At 66.9% G+C, this 20454-nt stretch carries 22 protein-coding genes; 10 read left to right on the forward strand and 12 right to left on the reverse strand.

The window, feature by feature from the left end:
• The first annotated feature begins 80 nt into the window (after positions 1 to 80).
• From WKW77_RS10275 to WKW77_RS10285, 3 genes are all read left to right on the forward strand, one after another.
• Positions 81 to 788, forward strand: a complete 708-nt coding sequence (locus WKW77_RS10275) for an ABC transporter ATP-binding protein (RefSeq protein WP_340356750.1) — start codon at positions 81 to 83, stop codon at positions 786 to 788.
• A gap of 53 nt (positions 789 to 841) precedes the next feature.
• On the forward strand, positions 842 to 2293 hold the full coding sequence (locus tag WKW77_RS10280) for an aldehyde dehydrogenase (RefSeq protein ID WP_340356751.1): 1452 nt from the start codon (positions 842 to 844) through the stop codon (positions 2291 to 2293).
• 85 nt (positions 2294 to 2378) lie between these two features.
• Entirely contained in the window at positions 2379 to 3416 is a 1038-nt protein-coding gene (locus WKW77_RS10285) for an NADP-dependent oxidoreductase (protein ID WP_340356752.1), read from the forward strand.
• A 3-nt stretch (positions 3417 to 3419) separates the two neighbouring features.
• Here the strand turns inward: WKW77_RS10285 and WKW77_RS10290 are convergent, their stop codons facing one another.
• The 12 genes from WKW77_RS10290 to WKW77_RS10345 all read right to left on the reverse strand — a co-directional run bounded on the left by WKW77_RS10290 (position 3420) and on the right by WKW77_RS10345 (position 14971).
• Positions 3420 to 4259, reverse strand: coding sequence for a DMT family transporter (locus WKW77_RS10290; RefSeq protein WP_340356753.1), 840 nt, complete (start codon positions 4257 to 4259; stop codon positions 3420 to 3422).
• Positions 4260 to 4330: 71 nt separating this feature from the next.
• Positions 4331 to 5032 carry an AraC family transcriptional regulator gene (locus WKW77_RS10295; protein WP_340356754.1) on the reverse strand — a complete coding sequence of 234 codons (702 nt, stop codon included), beginning with the start codon at positions 5030 to 5032 and terminating at the stop codon, positions 4331 to 4333.
• A gap of 37 nt (positions 5033 to 5069) precedes the next feature.
• On the reverse strand, positions 5070 to 6197 hold the full coding sequence (locus WKW77_RS10300; RefSeq protein ID WP_340356755.1) for an SLC13 family permease: 1128 nt from the start codon (positions 6195 to 6197) through the stop codon (positions 5070 to 5072).
• A complete protein-coding gene (locus tag WKW77_RS10305; protein ID WP_340356756.1) occupies positions 6178 to 7707 on the reverse strand; it encodes a class I adenylate-forming enzyme family protein in 1530 nt (509 codons plus the stop codon). The genes WKW77_RS10300 and WKW77_RS10305 overlap by 20 nt, the downstream gene beginning before the upstream one ends.
• Positions 7704 to 8855 carry a DegT/DnrJ/EryC1/StrS family aminotransferase gene (locus WKW77_RS10310; RefSeq protein ID WP_340356757.1) on the reverse strand — a complete coding sequence of 384 codons (1152 nt, stop codon included), beginning with the start codon at positions 8853 to 8855 and terminating at the stop codon, positions 7704 to 7706. Before WKW77_RS10310 ends, WKW77_RS10305 begins: the two co-directional genes overlap by 4 nt.
• Positions 8852 to 9802, reverse strand: coding sequence for a Gfo/Idh/MocA family protein (locus WKW77_RS10315; protein ID WP_340356758.1), 951 nt, complete (start codon positions 9800 to 9802; stop codon positions 8852 to 8854). Before WKW77_RS10315 ends, WKW77_RS10310 begins: the two co-directional genes overlap by 4 nt.
• Positions 9803 to 9813: 11 nt before the next feature.
• Positions 9814 to 10593: a hypothetical protein gene (locus WKW77_RS10320; protein ID WP_340356759.1), complete on the reverse strand. Its 780-nt coding sequence runs from the start codon at positions 10591 to 10593 to the stop codon at positions 9814 to 9816.
• Entirely contained in the window at positions 10590 to 11954 is a 1365-nt protein-coding gene (locus WKW77_RS10325; RefSeq protein ID WP_340356760.1) for a glycosyltransferase family 4 protein, read from the reverse strand. Before WKW77_RS10325 ends, WKW77_RS10320 begins: the two co-directional genes overlap by 4 nt.
• Before the next feature lie 2 nt (positions 11955 to 11956).
• Positions 11957 to 12967 carry a lipoyl synthase gene (gene lipA, locus WKW77_RS10330; protein ID WP_340356761.1) on the reverse strand — a complete coding sequence of 337 codons (1011 nt, stop codon included), beginning with the start codon at positions 12965 to 12967 and terminating at the stop codon, positions 11957 to 11959.
• An 18-nt stretch (positions 12968 to 12985) separates the two neighbouring features.
• Positions 12986 to 13654, reverse strand: a complete 669-nt coding sequence (lipB, locus tag WKW77_RS10335; protein WP_340357148.1) for a lipoyl(octanoyl) transferase LipB — start codon at positions 13652 to 13654, stop codon at positions 12986 to 12988.
• Positions 13655 to 13724: 70 nt separating this feature from the next.
• Entirely contained in the window at positions 13725 to 14057 is a 333-nt protein-coding gene (locus tag WKW77_RS10340) for a YbeD family protein (RefSeq protein WP_340356762.1), read from the reverse strand.
• Positions 14054 to 14971 (reverse strand): D-amino acid aminotransferase, encoded by a 918-nt coding sequence (locus WKW77_RS10345; RefSeq protein ID WP_340356763.1) that lies wholly within the window; start codon positions 14969 to 14971, stop codon positions 14054 to 14056. The genes WKW77_RS10340 and WKW77_RS10345 overlap by 4 nt, the downstream gene beginning before the upstream one ends.
• Positions 14972 to 15146: 175 nt before the next feature.
• Here WKW77_RS10345 and WKW77_RS10350 point away from each other — a divergent pair, with 175 nt between their 5' ends.
• The 7 genes from WKW77_RS10350 (at position 15147) to atpG (ending at position 20415) form a co-directional block, all read left to right on the forward strand.
• Positions 15147 to 15635, forward strand: coding sequence for an ATP synthase subunit I (locus tag WKW77_RS10350; protein WP_340356764.1), 489 nt, complete (start codon positions 15147 to 15149; stop codon positions 15633 to 15635).
• Positions 15636 to 15647: 12 nt separating this feature from the next.
• Positions 15648 to 16517 (forward strand): F0F1 ATP synthase subunit A, encoded by an 870-nt coding sequence (atpB, locus tag WKW77_RS10355; RefSeq protein ID WP_340356765.1) that lies wholly within the window; start codon positions 15648 to 15650, stop codon positions 16515 to 16517.
• 59 nt (positions 16518 to 16576) lie between these two features.
• Positions 16577 to 16840, forward strand: coding sequence for a F0F1 ATP synthase subunit C (gene atpE / locus WKW77_RS10360; RefSeq protein ID WP_019657641.1), 264 nt, complete (start codon positions 16577 to 16579; stop codon positions 16838 to 16840).
• A gap of 79 nt (positions 16841 to 16919) precedes the next feature.
• Positions 16920 to 17390 carry a F0F1 ATP synthase subunit B gene (locus WKW77_RS10365; RefSeq protein ID WP_340356766.1) on the forward strand — a complete coding sequence of 157 codons (471 nt, stop codon included), beginning with the start codon at positions 16920 to 16922 and terminating at the stop codon, positions 17388 to 17390.
• 7 nt (positions 17391 to 17397) lie between these two features.
• Positions 17398 to 17928, forward strand: coding sequence for a F0F1 ATP synthase subunit delta (locus WKW77_RS10370; RefSeq protein WP_340356767.1), 531 nt, complete (start codon positions 17398 to 17400; stop codon positions 17926 to 17928).
• 36 nt (positions 17929 to 17964) lie between these two features.
• Entirely contained in the window at positions 17965 to 19518 is a 1554-nt protein-coding gene (gene atpA, locus WKW77_RS10375) for a F0F1 ATP synthase subunit alpha (protein ID WP_340356768.1), read from the forward strand.
• Positions 19519 to 19539: 21 nt separating this feature from the next.
• Complete coding sequence (gene atpG, locus WKW77_RS10380; RefSeq protein WP_340356769.1) at positions 19540 to 20415, forward strand: F0F1 ATP synthase subunit gamma; 876 nt, start codon at positions 19540 to 19542, stop codon at positions 20413 to 20415.
• The last annotated feature ends 39 nt before the right edge of the window (positions 20416 to 20454 follow it).

Genomic DNA, 20454 nt, shown 5'->3' on the forward strand with positions numbered 1-20454 from the left:
CGGCGAAGCCGGTTCCGCGGATGCCCCAAGCAGGGCTGCGCCAGCTTCATGGGGCGCCCGGGGCGCATGGGAGAGCTGTCATGAATGCGAACCTGAAAGTGCGCGGCCTCGTCGCGGGCTACCACGGGTTCCAGGTGCTGCAGGGCATCGATCTCGATGCGCTGCCGGGCATCACCGTCGTGCTCGGGCCGAATGGTGCGGGCAAGACCACCTTGTTGAAATCGCTCGCGGGCCTGCTGGCGCGCCAGGGCGAGGTGAAGCTCGATGGTGCGCGGCTGCCGGCCGAGGATGCGACCGCCTGCGTTCGCCACGGCCTCGCGCTGGTCGCGGAAGGGCGGCAATTGTTCCCGCAGATGACCGTCACCGAGAACCTCGAACTCGGCGGCTGGCTGGTGCCTGCGCGCGTGCGCGCCCAACGGCTCGCCCGTGCGTTCGAAGACTTCCCGCGCCTCAAAGAGCGTGCCTCGCAACTGGCCGGCACGATGAGTGGCGGCGAGCAGCAGATGGTCGCGGTTGCGCGCGCGATGATGAGCGGGCCGCGCCTGTTGATGCTCGACGAGCCCTCTCTGGGATTGGCTCCGCGCATGGTGGACGAGCTGCTCGCGATCGTGCGGCGCATCGCGGCGCAGGGCGTCACCGTGCTCATGGTCGAGCAGAACGTGCGCAAGGCCCTGCAGGCGGCCGACCGGGGCTACGTGCTCGAGCGCGGACGTGTCGTCGCCTCCGGCGATGCTGAAACGCTGCTCCATTCCGACGTGATTCGCCACGCCTATCTCGGCAAGACATGAGGCTCTCCCCCCTCTTGGCATAGCACTGATCCCTTAGTTTGAGGAGTTCTCACATGACCACCATTTCCATGCTCATCAACGGCGAGCGTCGCCAAGCCGAAGGCGGCGCGACCTTCGAGCGCCGCAATCCGCTCGACGGCGGCGTCGCCACGAAAGCACCCGCGGCCACGACGCGCGATGCGATCGCCGCCGTCGAGGCCGCGCATGCCGCGTTCGATGCCTGGTCGCAGACCGGCCCAGGCGAACGCCGCGCGCTGCTGCAGAAGGCCGCGCATGCGCTCGAAGCGCGCACCAACGATTTCGTGAAGGCGATGGCGCGCGAGACCGGCGCATCGGCGATGTGGGCCGGCTTCAACGTGCATCTGGCGGCAGGGCTGCTCACCGAAGCCGCGGCGCTGACCACGCAGATCGGCGGCGAGGTGATCCCTTCGGACGTGCCCGGCAGCCTCGCGATGGGCGTGCGGCAACCGGCGGGCGTGGTGCTCGGCATCGCGCCGTGGAACGCACCCGTGATCCTCGCCACGCGTGCGATCGCCACGCCGCTCGCCTGCGGCAACACCGTGGTGCTCAAGGGCTCCGAGCTGTGCCCGGAAACGCATGCGCTGATCGTCGACGCGATGAACGAAGCCGGCCTGCCGCCGGGCGTGGTGAACTTCATCACCAATGCGCCGGCCGATGCGGGCGCGGTGGTCGAGGCGATGGTGGCCCATCCGGCGGTGCGGCGGGTGAACTTCACCGGCTCCACGCGCGTGGGCCGCATCATTGCGCAGATCTGCGCCAAGTACCTCAAGCCCGTGGTGCTCGAACTCGGCGGCAAGGCACCGCTGGTGGTGCTCGACGACGCCGACATCGATGCGGCCGTGAACGCGGCCGCCTTCGGCGCCTTCGCCAACTCGGGGCAGATCTGCATGTCGACCGAACGCATCGTGGTCGATGCGGCCATCGCCGATGACTTCGTCGCGAAGTTCGCCGCCAAGGCGAAGAGCCTGCCGGTCGGCGATCCGCGCGAGGGCCCGGTGGTGCTCGGCTCGGTGGTGGATGCCAGCACGGTCGCGCGCTGCAATGCGCTCATCGACGATGCGCTCGCCAAGGGTGCGAAGCTGGTGTGCGGCGGACGCGCCGAGAACACGCTGATGCCGGCCACGGTGATCGACCATGTCACGCCGCAGATGCTGATCTACCGCGAGGAATCGTTCGGTCCGGTGAAGGCGGTGGTGCGCGTGAATGGCGTCGAGGAAGCGATCACGACGGCCAACGACAACGAGTTCGGCCTTTCGTCGGCGGTCTTCGGCCGCGACATCGCGCGTGCCCTCAACGTCGCGCGCCGCATCGAATCCGGCATCTGCCATGTGAACGGCCCCACGGTGCACGACGAGGCGCAGATGCCGTTCGGCGGGGTCAAGGATTCGGGCTACGGCCGCTTCGGCGGCAAGGCCGGCGTCGAGGCCTTCACCGAGCTGCGCTGGATCACGGTGCAGACCACGCCGCGCCACTACCCGTTCTGACCACGCGCGCTTGTCGCCTTCGCTACCCACGCAAGGGCCGGCCGGGGCTACGATCCGCAGCCCCAGCCCTGAAGGAGACACGCGCATGAGCAGCACCACCCTGAGCAACCGGCAGATCCGCCTCGCCAAGCGCCCGCAAGGCGCGGCCACCCGCGACGACTGGCAGTTCACCACCGAGCCGGTGGCCGATCCGGCCGAAGGCGGCGTGCTGGTCAAGACGCTGTCGCTCTCGCTCGACCCCGCGATGCGCGGCTGGATGAACGAGGGCAAGAGCTACATCGCGCCGGTCGAGATCGGCGCGGTGATGCGCGCCGGCGGCGTGGGCCGCGTGGTCGCGTCGCGCAACCCGGCCTTCGCGGTGGGCGACATCGTCTACGGCACGCTGGGCGTGCAGGAATACGCGCTGGTCCCGCAGGAGGAGATCAAGCGCTCGGGCCTCGCGAAGATCGACCTCTCGCTCGGCACTATCGGTCAATGGCTCAACGTGCTCGGCATGCCGGGCATGACCGGCTACTTCGGCCTCATGGACATCGGCGAACCCAAGCCGGGCGAGACCGTGGTGGTGTCCGGCGCAGCCGGCGCGGTCGGGCAGACCGTCGGCCAGCTCGCGAAAATCAAGGGCTGCCGCGCGGTCGGTATTGCCGGTGGGCAGGCCAAGTGCGACTTCGTGGTCAAGGAACTGGGATTCGACGCCTGCATCGACTACAAGGCCGGCCCCGCGGCGGTGCGCGAGGGGCTGAAGGCGCATTGCCCCAAGGGCATCGACATCTACTTCGACAACGTCGGCGGCGACATCCTCGATGCGGCGCTGGCGAAGATCACGCGCGGCGCGCGCATCATCATCTGCGGCGCGATCAGCCAGTACAACAACACCACGCCGATCCAGGGCCCGAAGAACTACCTGAGCCTGCTCATGAACCGCGCGCGCATGCAGGGCATGGTGGTGTTCGACTATGCCGACCGCTACCCCCTCGCGATCGCCGAGATGTCGGCCTACCTGAAGGACGGCCGCATGAAGAGCCGCGAGGATGTGGTGGAAGGGCTCGAGACGTTCCCTGAAGCGCTGACCAAGCTCTTCACTGGAGAAAACTTCGGCAAGCTGGTCCTGAAGGTCGCCGACTGACGTTCAACGTGCCCGCGTGCCCATGACGGCCGCGGAGATGATCAGTACGGCCGCAAGCGCGATGCTCCAGCTCAGCGGCCGCCCGGTCACGATCAGCAGCAGTGCGGTCGAAGCCAGCGGCGTGATGTAGCTCAGGATGCCGATCTGGCGTGCATCGCCGCGCTTGAGCGCCAAGTCCCAGAAGAAGAACGCCGCGCCGAGCGGGCCGAGTCCGCAGAGCGCGACCAGCAGCCAGTCGCGCGTGGACAGTGCGACAGCGGGCTCCAGCAGCCAGTGGCAAAGCAGCGACAGCGCGCCCGAGACCAGCCCGAACAGTCCGATGGCGCTGGTCGGAAACGCGGCGACGCGCTGCGTCCAGAGCGAATAGCTCGCCCAGATGAAAGCCGAGCCGAGCGCCGGCAGAAAACCCCAGTAGCTGCCGCCGTCCGAGGCCGCGCCGCGCGCACCCAGGATCGCGATCGCCGCGCCCGCGAAGCCCAGCAGGGCGGCGACCACATGCAACGGCCGCAGCGACATGCGGGGCAACAGCACCGGCGCGAGCACCACCATGAAGAGCGGCCAGAGATAGTTCACCAGATTCGCTTCCACCGGCGGCGCGAGCCGCAACGCGATGAAGAGCAGGAAGTGAAAGCCGAACAGCCCATAGATGCCCAGCGCCAGCGTGCGTGCCGGCACCGCCCAGGCGCGCGGATTGCGCAGCACCAGCGGCCAGCTCATCGCGCTGCCGATCATCAGTGCGAGGCCGGTCAGCAGGAAGGGCGGCAGATGTGAAAGCGAAGTGCCCAGCGATGCCAGCGTGGCCCAGAGGGCGATGGCGGCGAGGGCGTACAGCGTCGAAGACATGGCCGCCGAGCTTAAGCGCAGCCATCGTCGCGAAACGACGGCGCGTCGTCGCGCAATGGCGGTTCGTCGCTTCAGCTCGGGGTGGTTGAGCGTCGCATCGCGGCTGTCAGCGCCGACGGCGAACGGTAGCCGGTGCGCCGCGCGGTTTCGGAGACGCCAATGCCGCGATCGCGCAACTGGCGCGCATGGAGCAGGCGTTGCGCGCGCAGCCAGTGCATGGCGCTCATGCCTTGCTCGTCGCGGCACCGTTGTGCGAACTGGCTCGGGCTCAGGCAGGCCACGGCGGCGAGATCCGCGACGCTGAGCGGGCGATGCCAGCGGCCGCGCGCCCAATCGGAGAGGGCTTGCCAGTCGATCGCCCGACGACGGCCGTTCGGCACCACCGGGCCCCAGGCTTCGAGCAGCAGCGACGGCGCCTGGTGCAGCGCGGTGGGCGAAGTCGCGGGCTCCGAGACGCACAGCGCGAGGTAGCGTGCGAGCGCCAACAGTTGCGGCGCGAGCGGTGCGCGGCCTGCGCATTGCGCCCAGAGATCCTGCGTGGTGTCGAGGATGAGGCAGCGGCTTCCGTCTTTCGATTCGAAATCGTGCCGGTCGCCCGGTGTCACCACCCAGCCCTCGCCGGCCCCGACCCGGCGGCCCCGACCCTCGACTTCCAGGTCCAGCACGCCATCGAGGCCGATCAGCACCTGGAAGTGGTCGTGCGAATGGCTGCCGCGCGATGCGCCGTAGCGTCGCAGGGAAAGGCCATTCGAGGAAGAAAGCGCAGCGCCCATGGGAGACGGTGGATTTTCCATTCGGCGTCGGCCGTTGTCACCTGAGTCGGAACAAGAGAGCGGTCGCGCCGCACAGCAGCAGGAACGGAATGCTGATGCGATGGAACTCGCGCAGCCCATGGGGCAGCTTCGCGAGCCGCAGCGCGATCAGGTTCGCGAGCGAGCCCAGCACGCAGCCGAATCCGCCGACGCTCACGCCGGCCGCGAGCGCAGGCAAGTCGTGCACGAAGCCGTCGAGCAGGATCGCGGCCGGCACATTGCTGATCACTTGGGAGGTGGCGATGGCCGCCAGGTACGCACGCCAGCCGTCGCGGATCGGCAGTTGTGCGAACAGCGAAGTCACCGAGGGCAGCTCCGCGAGTTGTCGCAGGTCGATGAACATCAGCGCGATGATCAGCAGCAGCGTCCAGTCCACGCCGAGCAGCACGCGCGGGCGCAGCAGCAGGAGGGCGCCGAACACCAGGGCGAGTCCGGCCAGCATCCAGTGCCGGTCGAGCGCGATCACGAAGGCGACGAACAGCATGCCCGAGAGCGCCAGCAGGCGCGGCTCGACCGCCGCCTCGTCGCCCGAGGGCTTGAGCAGGATCGGGGCGCGCGGCACCAGGAAGCGGATCGCGGCGAAGAGCCAGAACAGCATGACCGCGACGGTCGGCGACATCATCGTCATGAAGCCGATGAAGCTGTCGCCCGAGCGGTGCCAGAGAAAGAGGTTCTGCGGATTGCCGATCGGCGTCAGCGCCGAACCCGCATTGACGGCGAGCGCCTGCAGCACCACGAGCCGACCGAGCGGCAGATGGGCCTGCTGCGCCAGCACCCGGGTGAGCGGCACCAGCAGAAACAGGCTCACGTCGTTGGTGACGAGCGCCGACAGCAAGGCGGCGCTCGCGGTCAGCAAGTAGACGAGATGGCGCAGCTCGGTGGTGCGTGACAGCAACTGCGTCGCGAGCTTCTGCAACATGCCGCTGCGCTCGACCCCCTGCGTGATCGCGAGCAGGCCGGCGAGCGCGCCGATGGTCTGCCAGTCGACGAGCCGGACGTAGTCGATGGGCGCGCGCGGCCGCACGAAGGCGAAGACGGCTGCCGCCGCGACCAGCACCCACAAGAGGCCGTTCCCGCCGCCCTCCTTGTGGACGCCGGCTTGGCCGTCAACGAATTTCGCGTTCACGCAGTTCTCGCTTGAGCACCTTGCCGATCGCGCTGCGCGGAAGCTCGTCGATGAGGTTCAGCCGCGCGAGCCGCTGCGTCTTGCCCAGCTGGGCGTTGGTCCATTGCAGCAGCGTGTCGGTGTCGGTGACATCGCCTTCGCGGCGCACCACGAAGGCCACCGGCGTCTCGCCCCATTGCTCGGACGGCACGCCGACCACCGCGACATCGGCGACGGCCGGATGGCTGCGCACCACGGTTTCGAGGTCGCTCGGGTAGATGTTGAAGCCGCCGCTGATGATCATGTCCTTCTTGCGATCGAAGAGCGTGAGGAAGCCGTCCGCATCGAAGCGGCCGACATCGCCGGTGCGGATGAAGCGCTTGCCGGTGGCGTCGAACCACTCGACCTCGCGCGTCTTCGCGGGCTGGCGGTGGTAGCCGACCATCATTCCGGCCGAGTGGCCGACCACCTCGCCGGCCTCGCCGACCGGGACTTCGCGGCCCGATTCGTCGACGAGGCGGATGTCGCTGCCTTCGGCGGGCTGGCCCACCGTGTGCAGCTTGTCCGGATGCAGATGCGCTTCGAGGATGCACGTGCCGCCGCCTTCGGTCATGCCATAGAACTCGATCAGGCCGCCCGGCCAGCGCGCGAGCACATCGGCCTTGAGCGCCGCATTGAACGGCGCGCTGGTGCTGAACTTGAAGCGGAAGCTCGAGAGGTCGTGCGCGTCGAAATCTGGCCGTGCCATCAGGCGCTGGTACTGCACCGGCACCAGCATCGTGTGCGTGACGCGCTTACGCTCGGCGAGCTTCAGATAGGCCGCGGCGTCGAACTTGGGCATCAACACCACGCAGCCGCCGAAGGCGATGGTCGGGAAGAACACGACCAGCGTGGTGTTCGAATAGAGCGGTGTCGACAGCAGCGTGACCGTCTCCGGGCCGTATTCGTACTTCGCGCCGCGCCGCACATGCGCCCAGCGCATGCCGTGGCCCTGGACGATGCCCTTGGGCTCGCCGGTGGTGCCGGACGAGTAGATGATGTTGAAGGGCGAAGAAGGCTGCAGCTCGACCTCGGCAGGCCGGGTGCCGGCCGGCATGAGCCAGCCTCCGAGCGCCGTTCCGGCATCGGAAGCGTCGAGCGCGATGCGCGCAATCGCGCCAGGCGCAGCCGGCCCGATCGCCTCGGCCGCCATCGCGTCGACGAACAGCAGGCGCGCACCGGCGTCCTCGATCATGCGCGCGAGGCTGGCCGGCGTGGAGCCGGGCGCGAGCGGCGCGACCGCCACCCCGGCGCGCAACGCGCCCAGGAACACCGCCGCGTAGTTCACGCTCGACGACGCGCAGATCGCGATCGCGTCACCCGCGCGCAAGCCGTCGCGCTGCAGGCTTGCGGCCACGCGATCCATCAGTGCATCGAGCGAGCCCCAGTCGAGGCTGTCGGCGGCATCGACGAGTGCAGTTCGCCCAGGCGCCTGCGCCGCATGCGTCCGGATCAACCGGGCGATGGTGTCGAATTCCTGCGTGGCAATCATGTCGGAAGTCTCCTTGTTGCTTCGGCCGCCTCGCGCACGACCTCGATGACGTAGTCGATTTCGTGGTCCTCGAGCATCGGATAGAGCGGCAATGCCAGCGAGCAAGCCGAATGCCGGTCACTGTTCGCGAGCGTACGTCCGTCGTGCCACGCGCGCAGCGCCTCGTGGCGGTGCAGCGGCTTCTCATAGTAGATGCGCGTGTCGATTCCGTTGGCGGCGAGCTGCGCGGCGAAGGCATCGCGCCCAAGCCGCGTGCTCAGCGCGACGACGAAGTAGTTCCAGGCATGCCCCTCGGCGTCGAGCGGCATCCGGATCGGACCGCCGGACCACGCGGCGCGGTAGCGCGCGGCAATGGCGCGGCGACGAGCGATCGCCGCCGGGAAGTCGTCGAGCGCCGCGAGCAGCAGGCAGGCCTGCAATTCGTCCATGCGGCTGTTGTGGCCGAGGCAGAGATGCGTGCCGTCGCGCCAGCCGTGGTTGCGCAGCAGGCGGGCGCGCTCTGCATGGCGCGGATCGCGAAACGCCAGCGCACCGGCGTCGCCCGCAGCGCCCAGCGTCTTGGTCGGATAGAAGCTCATCGCCGCCGCATCGCCCCAGGTGCCTGCAGGGCGGGCGAGGCCCTCGATGTCCGGAACGTTCGCACCGAGACACTGGGCCACGTCCTCGACGAGGTACAGGCCTTCGCCTTCGCAGTAGGCCGAGAGTTCGGGCAGACCGGTCGGGTCGCCGAAAAGCCCGACTGCGAGGATCGCCCGCGTGCGCGGAGTGCGTGCGGCGCGGAAATGCGCAAGCGGGGGCAGAAAGTCGAAGGCCGCGCTGTCGACGAAAACCGGGCGAGCCCCCGCGGCCAGCACGGCTTCGGCGCACGCGACGAAGGTGTAGGCGGGCAGCAGGACTTCATCCTCGGCATTCCCGCCGGCCGCGCTTCCGATGCCGAGGCTCTTGAAGGCCAGCAGCAGCGCCTCGGAACCCGAACCGACGGCGACCGTCTGGCGGCCTTGCAGCATCGCGGACAGACGGTCCTCGAAGGCGCGGACCTGCGGCCCGAGGACGTAGACGCCGCTGCGAAGCACGTCCGCCCAGGCCCGGGTCACGCGTGCAACCGTGGGTTCGGCGGATGCGGCCGACCGGAACAGCGGGATCTTCATGCTTCGAGGATCTGGCAGGCCCGCGTCACCGCCGCGAGGCCGTCGGCGCCGGATGCGATGCGCCGGCCCCTGCCATGGACGGCACGCCGGAAGTCGCGGTACTGGCGTGCGAGTGCATCGTCGCCTGTCAGGGCAGGGTGGGCGCGGCTGCGCAGATCGAGCACCAGTGGCCGGCTCTCATGCCCCGCCTGCATGCGAGCGTTCGCGGGCGCGCTGCCATAGCCGCTTTCGAGATCGGCGACCCAGTCGCCCAGACGCACCCGCGCGCGGACATGGCGGGCGCAGATGCGGCGCGCCAGCACCTGCATCGGCGCGTCGGTCGGGATCGCGCACAGCCAAGCGAACAGGTCGAGGTCGTGCACCATGAGATCGAGCACGCTGTCGAGCGCACCGGCGTCGCGCGATGAATAGCGGCGAAAGCGCAGAAACGGGTGGGTGCCGTGGCGATGGGCGCGCGCCATGTGCCGAAGCCGGGTCAGCGTGAGATCGTCGAAGACCGGATTGAAGCGCTCGATGTGTCCGGTGCTGAGAGTGACGCCGTACTGCTGGGCGGTCCGGATCATGAGTGCACCGTCGCGCCTTTCCGTACACAGCGGCTTTTCGACCAGCACATGGCAGCCGCGACGCATCAGCGCCTGCGCCACGGGCGCATGGGCCGCATCGCTGGTGGCGACCGTTGCCGACTGGACGTCCGGCGGCAGATGATCCACTGCGGCCAGCCGCGGCAGGGCGGCGAGTTCAGCGCAGTCAGCGGCGGCTTCTGCCGGGTCGACCGTCGCGCGCAGACGGAACCCCGAAAGACCGGCGAGCTTGCGCGCATGCGTGGTGCCGAAGCGGCCGAGCCCCACGATGGCATGAATCAGGGGGGCGTCATCGCTGGGCGGCGACGCGGAAAGAGCCACCGGGGCGGACCGGAAGTCTTCGGGATCGAGCGCGACGAATGTCATCGAAGGCCGTTTCAGCCAATCCCCCGATCGCACAGCCGGTCTGCCACCGCCTGCAGATGCGCGCCGCGGATCACGTACTTGTACACGCCGGCAGCGACCCGCTCTTCGCCGATGGTTTCGAAGAGCGGCTTGCCGGCTGGCGCCACGGCTTGTTCGTAGCGCGTGGCTCGCGCCGCGAACAGGCACTCGCGGCCATAGGCGCCGGCGCCGAATTCGTCGATGAAGCCGTCGAGCTCGCGCTGCAGCTGCCCGCCGAAGCTGCGGGCATAGCGGACCATGTCGTCCAGCTTGCGCTGCAACTCGTTCGCGGTGAGTTCCACGAGCAGGTGGTGCTCGGTATCGAGGCGGCGCTGCGGACTCGGGTGCCCGACCGTCGGATAGCCGTACGCGGCGACCGCATGGCCGCGCGCAGTCGCCCGCGCAGCCACCTGGTTGGCCAGCAGCCGGCACAGGTCGTGCGACGGGTTGTAGTCTTCCGCCTCGTCGGCCACGATGCAGTCGATGCCTTGCGCGAGCACATGGTCGGTCAGCGCGTCGAGCCATTGCGAGAAGAGGCGGGTGTCGCCGTCCAGCAGCGCGCGATAGATGTCCGCATCGGCCATCGGCTGGACCACGCCCGGGACCCAGTTCGCGCCGGCGCGCGCCAGGTTGTCGATCGTGGGTTCGAGCCGCGGCACGCCGGTGGAGCCGGCGCCGTTGGTCAGCACGACGAAATCGGGCCGCGCTTCGCGCAGCCATTTCCACAGCAGCAGCTCGTGCCCGGAATGGGCCGCGACCACCAGGGCCTTCATGTGCGCCGGCCCTTCGAAAGCAGTCCCCCGGAGAGTCTGCGAAGCGGGGCGGTCACTCGCCAGGAGCGACTGGCGTGGAACTCGCGCAGGTGCGTCTGCAAAGCCGCGACTTCGGCGCGCGCTGCGCGGAGTTGGTGATCGGCGTCGGCGCGCACGGCTTCCAGCTCGGCGCGCAGTTGCGCGTCGTGCCGCGCCTGTTCGGCGGCGAACGCTTGCTGGTGGGCATGCTGGCGGTCGTCGAGCACCTGCTGGAGCCGTTCGGCGTGCTGCCGCGCCGATGCGAGATGCAGATGCACGGACGTGGTGCTGCCACGGCGGATCCAATCGTCCATGTAGTGCGCGACTTCGCGTGCGCGCTGCTCGGCAGGCACCGCGACCACCGCATGCTGCTCGGCGAGGCGCATGGCGCAGCGCTCGAGTTCGCCGAGCGACGCGTCGAGCCCGCCGCGTTCGCGCATCCATGCGGCGGCAGTTTGCGCATCGGCCGCGTCGTAGCGGTCGAGTTCGGCGCCGACGCTGTCCCGCGTGATGGGGCGGGTGAGGAGTGCGCGGCCGAAGTTCCAGCGCCGCGCGTGCGCCACGTTGGCTGAAGTCACCATCTCTCCCATGCCGTAGCCGGGATCGAGCATCACGACCGCGTTGCCCGTGACGAGCGCTTCGGTGGCGCAGCGCGCCTTGCCGAAGACGACGTCGTAGCGGCCCAGTGCCTGCGCGGGGTCCGCGAGGTGATTGCCGGAGGCGAGGCCGACGACGTCCAGGCGCATCCCGCGCGCCACGCAGGCGGCACGGATCTCGTCGAGCTGCGCATCGTCGACCGCCTGGTTGCTGAAGACCAGCGCCGAAAGCGGGCGCGCAGGCAGCTCGGGGCGGGGCAGGAAGCGCGAAAGGTCGATGCCGTTCTGGATCAGCTCGATGCGCTCGCGCGCGATCCCGAACTCGTTCACGAGCCGCTCGGCACAGTTCTCGTCGACGGCGACGTGGCACTTCACCTGGGCGAACTGCGCCGGCCGTCCATGGTCCGCGCTGCGGTCGTGGCAGATCGTGAGGACCGGCACGTCATGGAAGTGGAGCAGGGCGCGCACCGTCTCGTGGTGCGTGTTGCCGATGATCACGTCGGGCCGCGCCGCCATGTCTGCCACATCGGTGATGCATGCGATCGAAGCAAGGCGCAGTTCGTCGGCCATGTCGCCGAACGCGGTGGCGAAGATCGTCACCGCATGCCCTCGCCGGCGCAGCCACATCGCCAGATCGCGCGTGAACATCTCCGCCCCGGTGCGGTGCACGAGGTAGCACATGGTCAGGAGGATGCGCAGGGGCCTTCCGGCCGGCGATGCCCCCGGTTCTGCGCTTGCAGTGGGCACGATCAGTCGAGGGCGGGCGCGCCGGCCAGCACGTGGCCGGCCTGCTGATCGGCGTGGTAGCTGCTGCGCACCATCGCGCCGACCGCGGCGTGGCTGAAGCCCATCTTGTAGGCCTCTTCCTCGAACATCTTGAAGGTGTCGGGGTGCACGTAGCGGCGCACCGGCAGGTGACTGTTGCTCGGCGCAAGGTACTGGCCGATGGTCAGCATGTCGATGTCGTGCGCGCGCATGTCGCGCATCACCTGCAGGATCTCTTCATCCGTCTCGCCGAGGCCCACCATGATGCCGCTCTTGGTCGGGACGTTCGGGTGCAGCGCCTTGAACTTCTTGAGCAGGTTCAGGCTGAACTGGTAGTCGCTGCCGGGGCGCGCTTCCTTGTAGAGGCGCGGCACGGTTTCGAGGTTGTGGTTCATCACGTCCGGCGGCGCCGCCTTGAGGATCTCGAGCGCGCGGTCGTCGCGGCCGCGGAAGTCGGGCACGAGAATCTCGATCTGCGTCTCGGGCGACAACTCCCGCGTGCTGCGGATGCAGTCGACGAAGTGCTGGCTGCCGCCGTCGCGCAGGTCGTCGCGGTCGACGCTGGTGATCACCACGTACTTGAGGCGCAACTTGGCGATGGTCTTCGCCAGGTTGAGCGGCTCGTCCTTGTCGAGCGGATCGGGCCGGCCGTGGCCGACGTCGCAGAACGGGCAGCGGCGCGTGCACTTGTCGCCCATGATCATGAAGGTCGCGGTGCCTTTGCCGAAGCACTCGCCGATGTTCGGGCACGAGGCTTCTTCACACACGGTGTGCAGGTTGCTTTCGCGCAGAATCTGCTTGATCTCGTAGAAGCGGGTGGTGGGCGAGCCGGCCTTGACGCGGATCCACTCGGGCTTCTTGAGCACTTCGCCCTGGACCACCTTGACGGGGATCCGGGAGAGCTTGGCGGCGGCCTTCTGCTTGGCGGAAGGGTTGTAGTCGGCGGCGCTTTGGGCCTCTCGGACGACGGTGGATTCAGCGTGCGGGGTGCTCATGAGTTCTCTCTGGCGGGCTCAAGGTGCGAGGTAGACGTTGAGCTTGCTGCCCAGCACCTGCGCCGCTTCGTCCCAGGTTGTTTGAACGCCGATTGTAAAAAGATCGACGGTTTTCAGCCCTGAATAGCCGCAAGGGTTGATCCGGGTGAAGGGTTCGAGGTCCATCGCCACGTTGAGGGCGACGCCGTGGTAAGTGCAGTGCCGGCTCACCTTGATGCCCAGGGCGGCGATCTTCCCGAGGCCGCGAAACGGGTCGTCCGGGTGGGCCGGGCCGGTGAGCGCGGCATGCGAGAACGGGTCGTCGAGCCGCACATAAATGCCGGGAGCGCCACTTACGCGGTGCCCGGTCACGCCGAAGTGGGTGAGCGTACGGATCACGGCTTCCTCGATGCGAAAGACGTATTCCTTGACGTAGTACCCGGCACGGCGCAGGTCGATCAACGGGTAGGCCACCACCTGGCCGGGGCCGTGGTAGGTCACCTGCCCGCCGCGATTGGTCTGCATGACCGGGATGTCGCCGGGGCTCAGTACATGGTCGGCCTTGCCCGCCAGCCCCTGCGTGAAGACTGGCGGGTGCTCGCAGATCCAGAGCTGGTCCGGCGAATCGGCCGCGCGCTCCTCCGTCGTCTTCTGCATCGCCGCATAGGTGCCGGCGTAGTCGACGCGGCCGAGCAGCGAAACCTGCAGGGCGCTCACCGAGTGACCTCCGCGCAACGCACTGCGGTGCAAGCCCCCTTCGGAACGGCCGGGCGGGGGCTCAGAGCACCACCTTGACCATCGGGTGGCTGGAGAGCGCGCGATACAGGTCGTCGAGCTGCTCGCGGCTGGTCGCGGTCACGGTGATCGTCACGCCGAGGTAGTTGCCCGCCTTGCTGGGGCGCAGCTCCACGGTGCTGGCGTCGAAGGTCGGGTCGAAGCGTTCGGCGACCTGCGTCACCGCATGCACGAAGCCGTCGACCTTGGCGCCCATGACCTTGATCGGGAATTTCGAGGGGTACTCGATCAGCGAGTCCTTGCGCGCGTCCACCGGGGTGTCTGGCGTTGCGCCGGTGGGCGGGCTGGGCGTGTTGGGCGTGGTTGGGGTGCTCATGCTGTGACTCCGTTGTCCTGAGTGCTGCTCGCCTTGGCCTCTTCCTTGGCGTGCTGATAGGCGGCGAAAAGGGTCTGGTAGACCGGGCCGGGCCGGCCGGCGCCGATCGTGCGGCCATCGAGCGTCACGACCGGCAGGATCTCCTTGCTGGCCGAAGACAGCAGCAGTTCGTCGGCGTCGAAGACCTCCTCGCGGGCGACCCGGCGCAGCGTGAAGGGGATGCCGGCTTCGGCGCAGAGGCGCTCGATCAGCCCGTAGCGGATGCCGGCAAGTACCAGCTCGTCCTTCGGCGGACCGATGACCACGCCCTGCCTGACCACCCACACATTGCTCGACGACGCCTCGCTGAGCCAGTCGCCTCGGAACATGATGGTTTCGGCCGCGCCGGCCTCGACGCTGATCTGCCGCGCGAGCACCGCGCCCAGCAGGCTGGTGCTCTTGATGTGCGCCTTCTGCCAGCGGAAATCGTGCGCGCTGACGCACGCGACGCCCTTGGCACGCACCTCGTCCGGAACGGGCTTCATCGGGTTCACCATGACGAAGACCGTCGGCGTGAGTCCTTGCGGCATCGCGTGATCGCGCGGTGCGACGCCGCGCGTCACCTGGATATAGAGGCCTTGCATGCCCGCGCGTGCGGCCGTGGGCGAGGCCTCGATCAGCCGCTTGGCGATGCCCTGCCATTGCACGGAGGCCATCGGGTTCCTGATCTGCAACTCGACAAGCGAGCGTTCGAGCCGCGCCATGTGCTCTTCGAAGCAGAAGAGGTGTCCTTCGTAGATCGGCACGACCTCGTAGACGCCGTCGCCGAAAATGAAGCCGCGATCGAGCACGCTCACCTTCGCTTCGCGAAGCGGCGTGTAGGCGCCGTCGAGGTAGCAGAGTGTGTCCGGGAGCGCGTCGATGATCGGGTGCATGGGCAATTATGGTGGGGGCGCATCGACGCTTTCCAAGCGGAGCGATGCCGATTCGGCGTCCGGCGCAGGGACCAAATCCCGGCATGTGTCGTCAACTTGGCCGAAGCGCGTGGCTTTCTACCTATAATCAATGGCTTTGTAGAAATTCTGGGTCGTCATCCGGGCTTCATTCGCAATGAAAACAATCGCCCGTGATGGATCGAAGGGAATCCATGAGGACACTCCCGACCTGGACGGAGATTTCAAGTCGCTGACCGCCGAGGAGGCGCAGCGGCTTCGCGACAGGAAGCCGTTGATCTCGCCGTGGCGCGTGATCGCGATTCAGGTCGTGGCGGGACTCCTGGTGGCGTTGGCTGCCTGGGGGCTCACAGGGAGGCAAAATCTGGGATGGTCCGCCGGATACGGCGCGCTCGCGGTGGTTCTTCCCGCGGCGGTGTTCGCACGTGGGCTGACCGGCAGGTTTGCTTCGCTGAATCCGGGTACTGCGGTATTCGGATTCTTTTTGTGGGAAATGGTCAAGTTGGCCTTGACGATGGCGATGCTGATCGCCGCGCCAAGGCTGGTAGAGGCGCTGAGCTGGCCGGCAATGCTGATCGGCTTGGTGGTGACAATGAAGGCGGCTTGGGTGGCTGTGATGCTGACTCCCAAGCGCCCGAAACTTTGAGACGAGTAACGGATGGCTGCTGAAAACGCTGCGGAACATGGTCAAACCGCTGGTGAATACATCGTTCACCATTTGACGCATCTTCAAAGCCACGCCCCCAAAGGTGTGGCCGACCTTTCGGTTTTCAATCTCGATTCGATCCTTTTCTCGATCGCGCTCGGCGTCATCACCTGCTGGTTTCTGTGGGCGGCGGCCCGCAAGGCCACCTCGGGCGTGCCCGGCCGCTTTCAGGCCGCGGTCGAGTTCCTGCTCGAAATGGTCGACCAGCAGGCCAAGGGCATCGTTCACAACGCGCAAAGCCGCAAGTTCGTCGGGCCTCTCGCGCTGACGATCTTCGTGTGGATCCTCCTGCTCAATGCGATGGACCTGCTGCCGGTCGACCTGCTGCCCTGGGTCTGGGGCCAGGCCTACGGCGCTGCCGGCGGTGATCCGCATCACGCCTACCTGCGTGTCGTGCCGACTGCCGATCTTTCGGTGTCCATGGCGTTCTCGGTCACGGTGCTGCTGATCTGCATCTACTACAACATCAAGATCAAGGGCCTGGGCGGCTGGGTGCATGAGCTGTTCACCGCACCGTTCGGCAACCACTGGGCGCTGTATCCCTTCAACTTCGCGATGCAGATGGTCGAGTTCATCGCCAAGACCGTCTCGCACGGCATGCGGTTGTTCGGCAACATGTATGCCGGCGAACTGATCTTCCTGCTCATCGCGCTGATGGGCGGTGCATGGACCCTCTCGGCCACCGGCATCCTGCTGGCGCTCGGCCACATCGTCGCGGGCACCGCGTGGGCCATCTTCCACATCCTGATCATCACGCTGCAGGCGTTCGTGTTCATGATGCTGACGCTCGTCTACGTGGGTCAGGCACACGATCACCACTGATCGCCCCGTTTCAGTTTCGTTTTTCTTTTCTCTTCAACCAAAGTCCTCTAGGAGTCATCATGGAAGTTATTAGCTTTGTCGCTCTGGCCGCTGGCCTGATCATCGGTCTGGGTGCTGTTGGCGCTTGTATCGGTATCGGCATCATGGGTAGCAAGTACCTCGAGTCGGCCGCGCGTCAACCTGAGCTGATGGGCGAACTGCAAACCAAGATGTTCCTGCTGGCTGGTCTGATCGACGCCGCGTTCATTATCGGCACCGGTATCGCGCTCTGGTTCGCAACGGCCAACCCGTTCCTCTCGCAAATCGCCAACCTGCCGAAGTAATCGGCCCAGGCTTTCTCGTCGAACCCATGTCGTTCTTCATTGAATGGCGTTGGATTCATTCCCAAAGAGAGGGTGAAAAGTGAGCATTACCGGTACCCTGATCATCCAGATGATCGTGTTCCTGATCCTGGTCGGGTTCACGATGAAGTATGTGTGGCCGCCTATCGCCAAGGCGCTGGACGATCGTGCCCAGAAGATCGCCGAAGGTCTGGCTGCTGCCGACAAGGCGAAGTCCGAACTGAGCGCCGCCAACAAGCGCGTCGAAGTCGAACTCGGCCAGGCTCGGAACGAGTCCGCCCAGCGTCTTGCTGATGCCGAACGTCGTGCGCAGGCCATCGTTGAAGAGGCCAAGGCCCGCGCCACGGAAGAAGGCAACAAGATCATCGCTGCCGCCCGCGTCGAAGCCGACCAGCAGGCCATGAAGGCGCGCGAAGCCCTGCGTGAGCAGGTCGCTGCGCTGGCCGTCAAGGGCGCAGAGCAGATCCTGCGCAAGGAAGTGAATCCGGCCGTCCACGCCGATTTGCTGGCCCGCCTGCAGACGGAACTCTGATCAAGCCATGGCAGAACTCGCCACCATTGCACGTCCCTACGCCGAAGCGCTGTTCAAGGCCTCCGCGTCGGATCTGAGCGGCGCGGCAGCCTGGCTCGAAAAGGTCGCGGCCATTGGCGCCAACCCCGAGCTCCAGCAGTTCGCGGACAACCCGAAGGCCACCACCGACCAGGTGGTCGGCGTCGTCGCCGGCGCATTCGGCGCGCCCTTGCCGCCTGCCGCGAACAATTTCCTGATGGCGCTGCTCGAGAACGGGCGTTTCAGTGCGCTGCCGGAAATCGCGAAGCAGTTCCGGGTCCTGGCGAACGCCCAGAGCGGTTCGTCCGATGCCGTGGTGTACAGCGCCTTCCCGATCGATGCGAACGCATTGAGCAGCGTCGCTGCCACGCTCGAAAAGCGCTTCGGCCGCAAGCTGCAAGTCACGGTCCAGCAGGATCCGTCGCTGATCGGCGGCATCCGCGTGGTGGTCGGCGACGAAGTGCTCGACACCTCCGTCAAAGCGCGTCTTGAACAAATGAAAGTTGCGCTGGTGGCCTAAGGCCGCCAGCCCCCTTAACGAAAGAAGGAAAGAGTCATGCAACTCAATCCCGCAGAAATTTCCGAACTGATCAAGAGCCGCATCGAGGGTCTCGGCGTCAGCGCGAACATTCGCAACGAAGGCACCGTGGTGTCGGTGACCGACGGTATCGTGCGCGTGCACGGCCTGTCGGACGCCATGCAGGGCGAAATGCTCGAGTTCCCGCCCACGGCCGACGGCACGCCGTCGTACGGCCTCGCGCTGAACCTGGAGCGCGACTCCGTCGGCGCCGTGATCTTGGGCGAGTACGAGCACATCTCCGAAGGCGACACCGTCAAGTGCACGGGCCGCATTCTGGAAGTGCCGGTCGGTCCCGAACTGATCGGCCGCGTGGTGAACGCACTGGGCCAGCCGATCGACGGCAAGGGTCCCATCAACGCCAAGCTCACCGACGTGATCGAAAAGGTTGCTCCGGGCGTGATCGCACGTCAGTCGGTCGACCAGCCGATGCAGACCGGCCTGAAGTCCATCGACTCGATGGTGCCGATCGGGCGCGGCCAGCGTGAGCTGATCATCGGCGACCGCCAGACCGGCAAGACGGCCGTGGCGATCGACGCGATCATCAACCAGAAGGGTCAGAACATGACCTGCGTCTACGTCGCGATCGGCCAGAAGGCCTCGTCGATCAAGAACGTGGTGCGGTCCCTGGAACAAGCCGGCGCGATGGATTACACCATCGTCGTTGCAGCCTCTGCCTCCGAATCGGCCGCCATGCAGTACGTGTCGGCCTACTCTGGCTGCACGATGGGCGAATACTTCCGCGATCGCGGCCAGGATGCGCTGATCATCTATGACGATCTGTCCAAGCAGGCCGTGGCCTACCGTCAGGTCTCGCTGCTGCTGCGCCGCCCACCGGGCCGCGAAGCCTATCCGGGCGACGTGTTCTATCTCCACAGCCGTCTGCTCGAGCGCGCTGCGCGCGTGAACGCCGACTACGTCGAAGCCTTCACCAAGGGTGAAGTCAAGGGCAAGACCGGCTCGCTCACCGCACTGCCGATCATCGAAACGCAAGCCGGCGACGTTTCCGCCTTCGTTCCGACCAACGTGATCTCGATCACCGACGGCCAGATCTTCCTGGAAACCAACCTTTTCAACGCCGGTATCCGCCCCGCCATCAACGCCGGTATCTCGGTGTCGCGCGTGGGTTCGTCGGCGCAGACGAAGGTCATCAAGGGCCAGTCCGGCGGTATCCGTACCGACCTCGCCCAGTACCGTGAACTCGCGGCTTTCGCGCAGTTCGCTTCCGACCTCGACGAAGCGACCCGCAAGCAGCTCGACCGCGGCGCCCGCGTGACCGAGCTGCTGAAGCAGGCCCAGTACAGCCCGCTGCCGATCTCGCTGATGGGAGCGTCGCTGTTCGCGGTGAACAAGGGCTTCATGGACGACATCGACGTCAAGAACGTGCTGTCCTTCGAGCACGGCCTGCACCAGTTCCTGAAGTCCAGCCATGGCGCGCTGCTCGACAAGATCGAGCAGTCCAAGGCGCTCGACAAGGATGCGGAAGCCGAACTGAACGCAGCAGTCGCCGCGTTCAAGAAGTCGTTCGCCTGATCGACCGAGCAAGGAGCCCCAATGGCAGCTGGTAAGGAAATCCGCGGCAAGATCAAATCGGTGGAGAACACCAAGAAGATCACCAAGGCCATGGAAATGGTGGCCGCGTCGAAGATGCGCAAGGCGCAGGATCGCATGCGTGCCGCCCGCCCCTACAGCGAGAAGATCCGCAGCATCGCGGCCAATCTCGGCCAGGCGAACCCGGAGTACACCCACGCGTTCATGAAGACGCACGACGCGAAGGCGGCGGGCTTCATTGTCGTCACGACCGACAAGGGTCTGTGCGGCGGCATGAACACCAACGTGCTGCGTGCCGTGACGGCCAAGATGCGCGATCTGCAGTCGGCTGGCACCGCCATCGAGGCGGTGGCCATCGGCAACAAGGGCCTGGGCTTCCTGAACCGCGTCGGCGCTCGCGTGGTGTCGCATGTCACCCAGTTGGGTGACACGCCGCATCTCGACAAGTTGATCGGCCCCGTGAAGGTGCTGCTCGACGCCTACGCCGAGGGCAAGCTCAGCACGGTCTATCTCTGCTACACCAAGTTCATCAACACGATGCGGCAGGAGTCGGTGGTGGAGCAGCTGCTTCCGCTGCCCGCCGAGTCGCTCAAGGTCGAACAGGGGCAGCACTCGTGGGACTACATCTACGAGCCCGACGCGCAGAGCGTGATCGATGAACTGCTGGTGCGCTACGTCGAATCGCTGGTGTATCAGGGCGTCGCGGAGAACATGGCTTCCGAGCAGTCGGCCCGCATGGTCGCGATGAAGGCGGCCACCGACAACGCCGGCAACGTGATCAACGAACTCAAGCTGGTCTACAACAAGACCCGCCAGGCAGGCATCACGAAGGAGCTGTCCGAGATCGTCTCGGGCGCTGCGGCCGCCGCTGGCGTCTAAGCCAGCCAGGTGTCGGACGTCAACCAGATTTAAATTTTT

It is taken from the genome of Variovorax ureilyticus, assembly GCF_037889935.1.
GTDB lineage: Bacteria > Pseudomonadota > Gammaproteobacteria > Burkholderiales > Burkholderiaceae_C > Variovorax > Variovorax ureilyticus.

Bases quoted from the DNA above. Each gene is read 5' to 3' on its own strand.
- WKW77_RS10275 (WP_340356750.1), top strand. From the start codon at position 81: ATGAATGCGAACCTGAAAGTGCGCGGCCTCGTCGCGGGCTACCACGGG.
- WKW77_RS10280 (WP_340356751.1), top strand. From the start codon at position 842: ATGACCACCATTTCCATGCTCATCAACGGCGAGCGTCGCCAAGCCGAA.
- WKW77_RS10285 (WP_340356752.1), top strand. From the start codon at position 2,379: ATGAGCAGCACCACCCTGAGCAACCGGCAGATCCGCCTCGCCAAGCGC.
- WKW77_RS10290 (WP_340356753.1), bottom strand. From the start codon at position 4,259: ATGTCTTCGACGCTGTACGCCCTCGCCGCCATCGCCCTCTGGGCCACG.
- WKW77_RS10295 (WP_340356754.1), bottom strand. From the start codon at position 5,032: ATGGGCGCTGCGCTTTCTTCCTCGAATGGCCTTTCCCTGCGACGCTAC.
- WKW77_RS10305 (WP_340356756.1), bottom strand. From the start codon at position 7,707: ATGATTGCCACGCAGGAATTCGACACCATCGCCCGGTTGATCCGGACG.
- WKW77_RS10310 (WP_340356757.1), bottom strand. From the start codon at position 8,855: ATGAAGATCCCGCTGTTCCGGTCGGCCGCATCCGCCGAACCCACGGTT.
- WKW77_RS10315 (WP_340356758.1), bottom strand. From the start codon at position 9,802: ATGACATTCGTCGCGCTCGATCCCGAAGACTTCCGGTCCGCCCCGGTG.
- WKW77_RS10320 (WP_340356759.1), bottom strand. From the start codon at position 10,593: ATGAAGGCCCTGGTGGTCGCGGCCCATTCCGGGCACGAGCTGCTGCTG.
- lipA (WP_340356761.1), bottom strand. From the start codon at position 12,967: ATGAGCACCCCGCACGCTGAATCCACCGTCGTCCGAGAGGCCCAAAGC.
- WKW77_RS10340 (WP_340356762.1), bottom strand. From the start codon at position 14,057: ATGAGCACCCCAACCACGCCCAACACGCCCAGCCCGCCCACCGGCGCA.
- WKW77_RS10345 (WP_340356763.1), bottom strand. From the start codon at position 14,971: ATGCACCCGATCATCGACGCGCTCCCGGACACACTCTGCTACCTCGAC.
- WKW77_RS10350 (WP_340356764.1), top strand. From the start codon at position 15,147: ATGAAAACAATCGCCCGTGATGGATCGAAGGGAATCCATGAGGACACT.
- atpB (WP_340356765.1), top strand. From the start codon at position 15,648: ATGGCTGCTGAAAACGCTGCGGAACATGGTCAAACCGCTGGTGAATAC.
- atpE (WP_019657641.1), top strand. From the start codon at position 16,577: ATGGAAGTTATTAGCTTTGTCGCTCTGGCCGCTGGCCTGATCATCGGT.
- WKW77_RS10370 (WP_340356767.1), top strand. From the start codon at position 17,398: ATGGCAGAACTCGCCACCATTGCACGTCCCTACGCCGAAGCGCTGTTC.
- atpA (WP_340356768.1), top strand. From the start codon at position 17,965: ATGCAACTCAATCCCGCAGAAATTTCCGAACTGATCAAGAGCCGCATC.
- atpG (WP_340356769.1), top strand. From the start codon at position 19,540: ATGGCAGCTGGTAAGGAAATCCGCGGCAAGATCAAATCGGTGGAGAAC.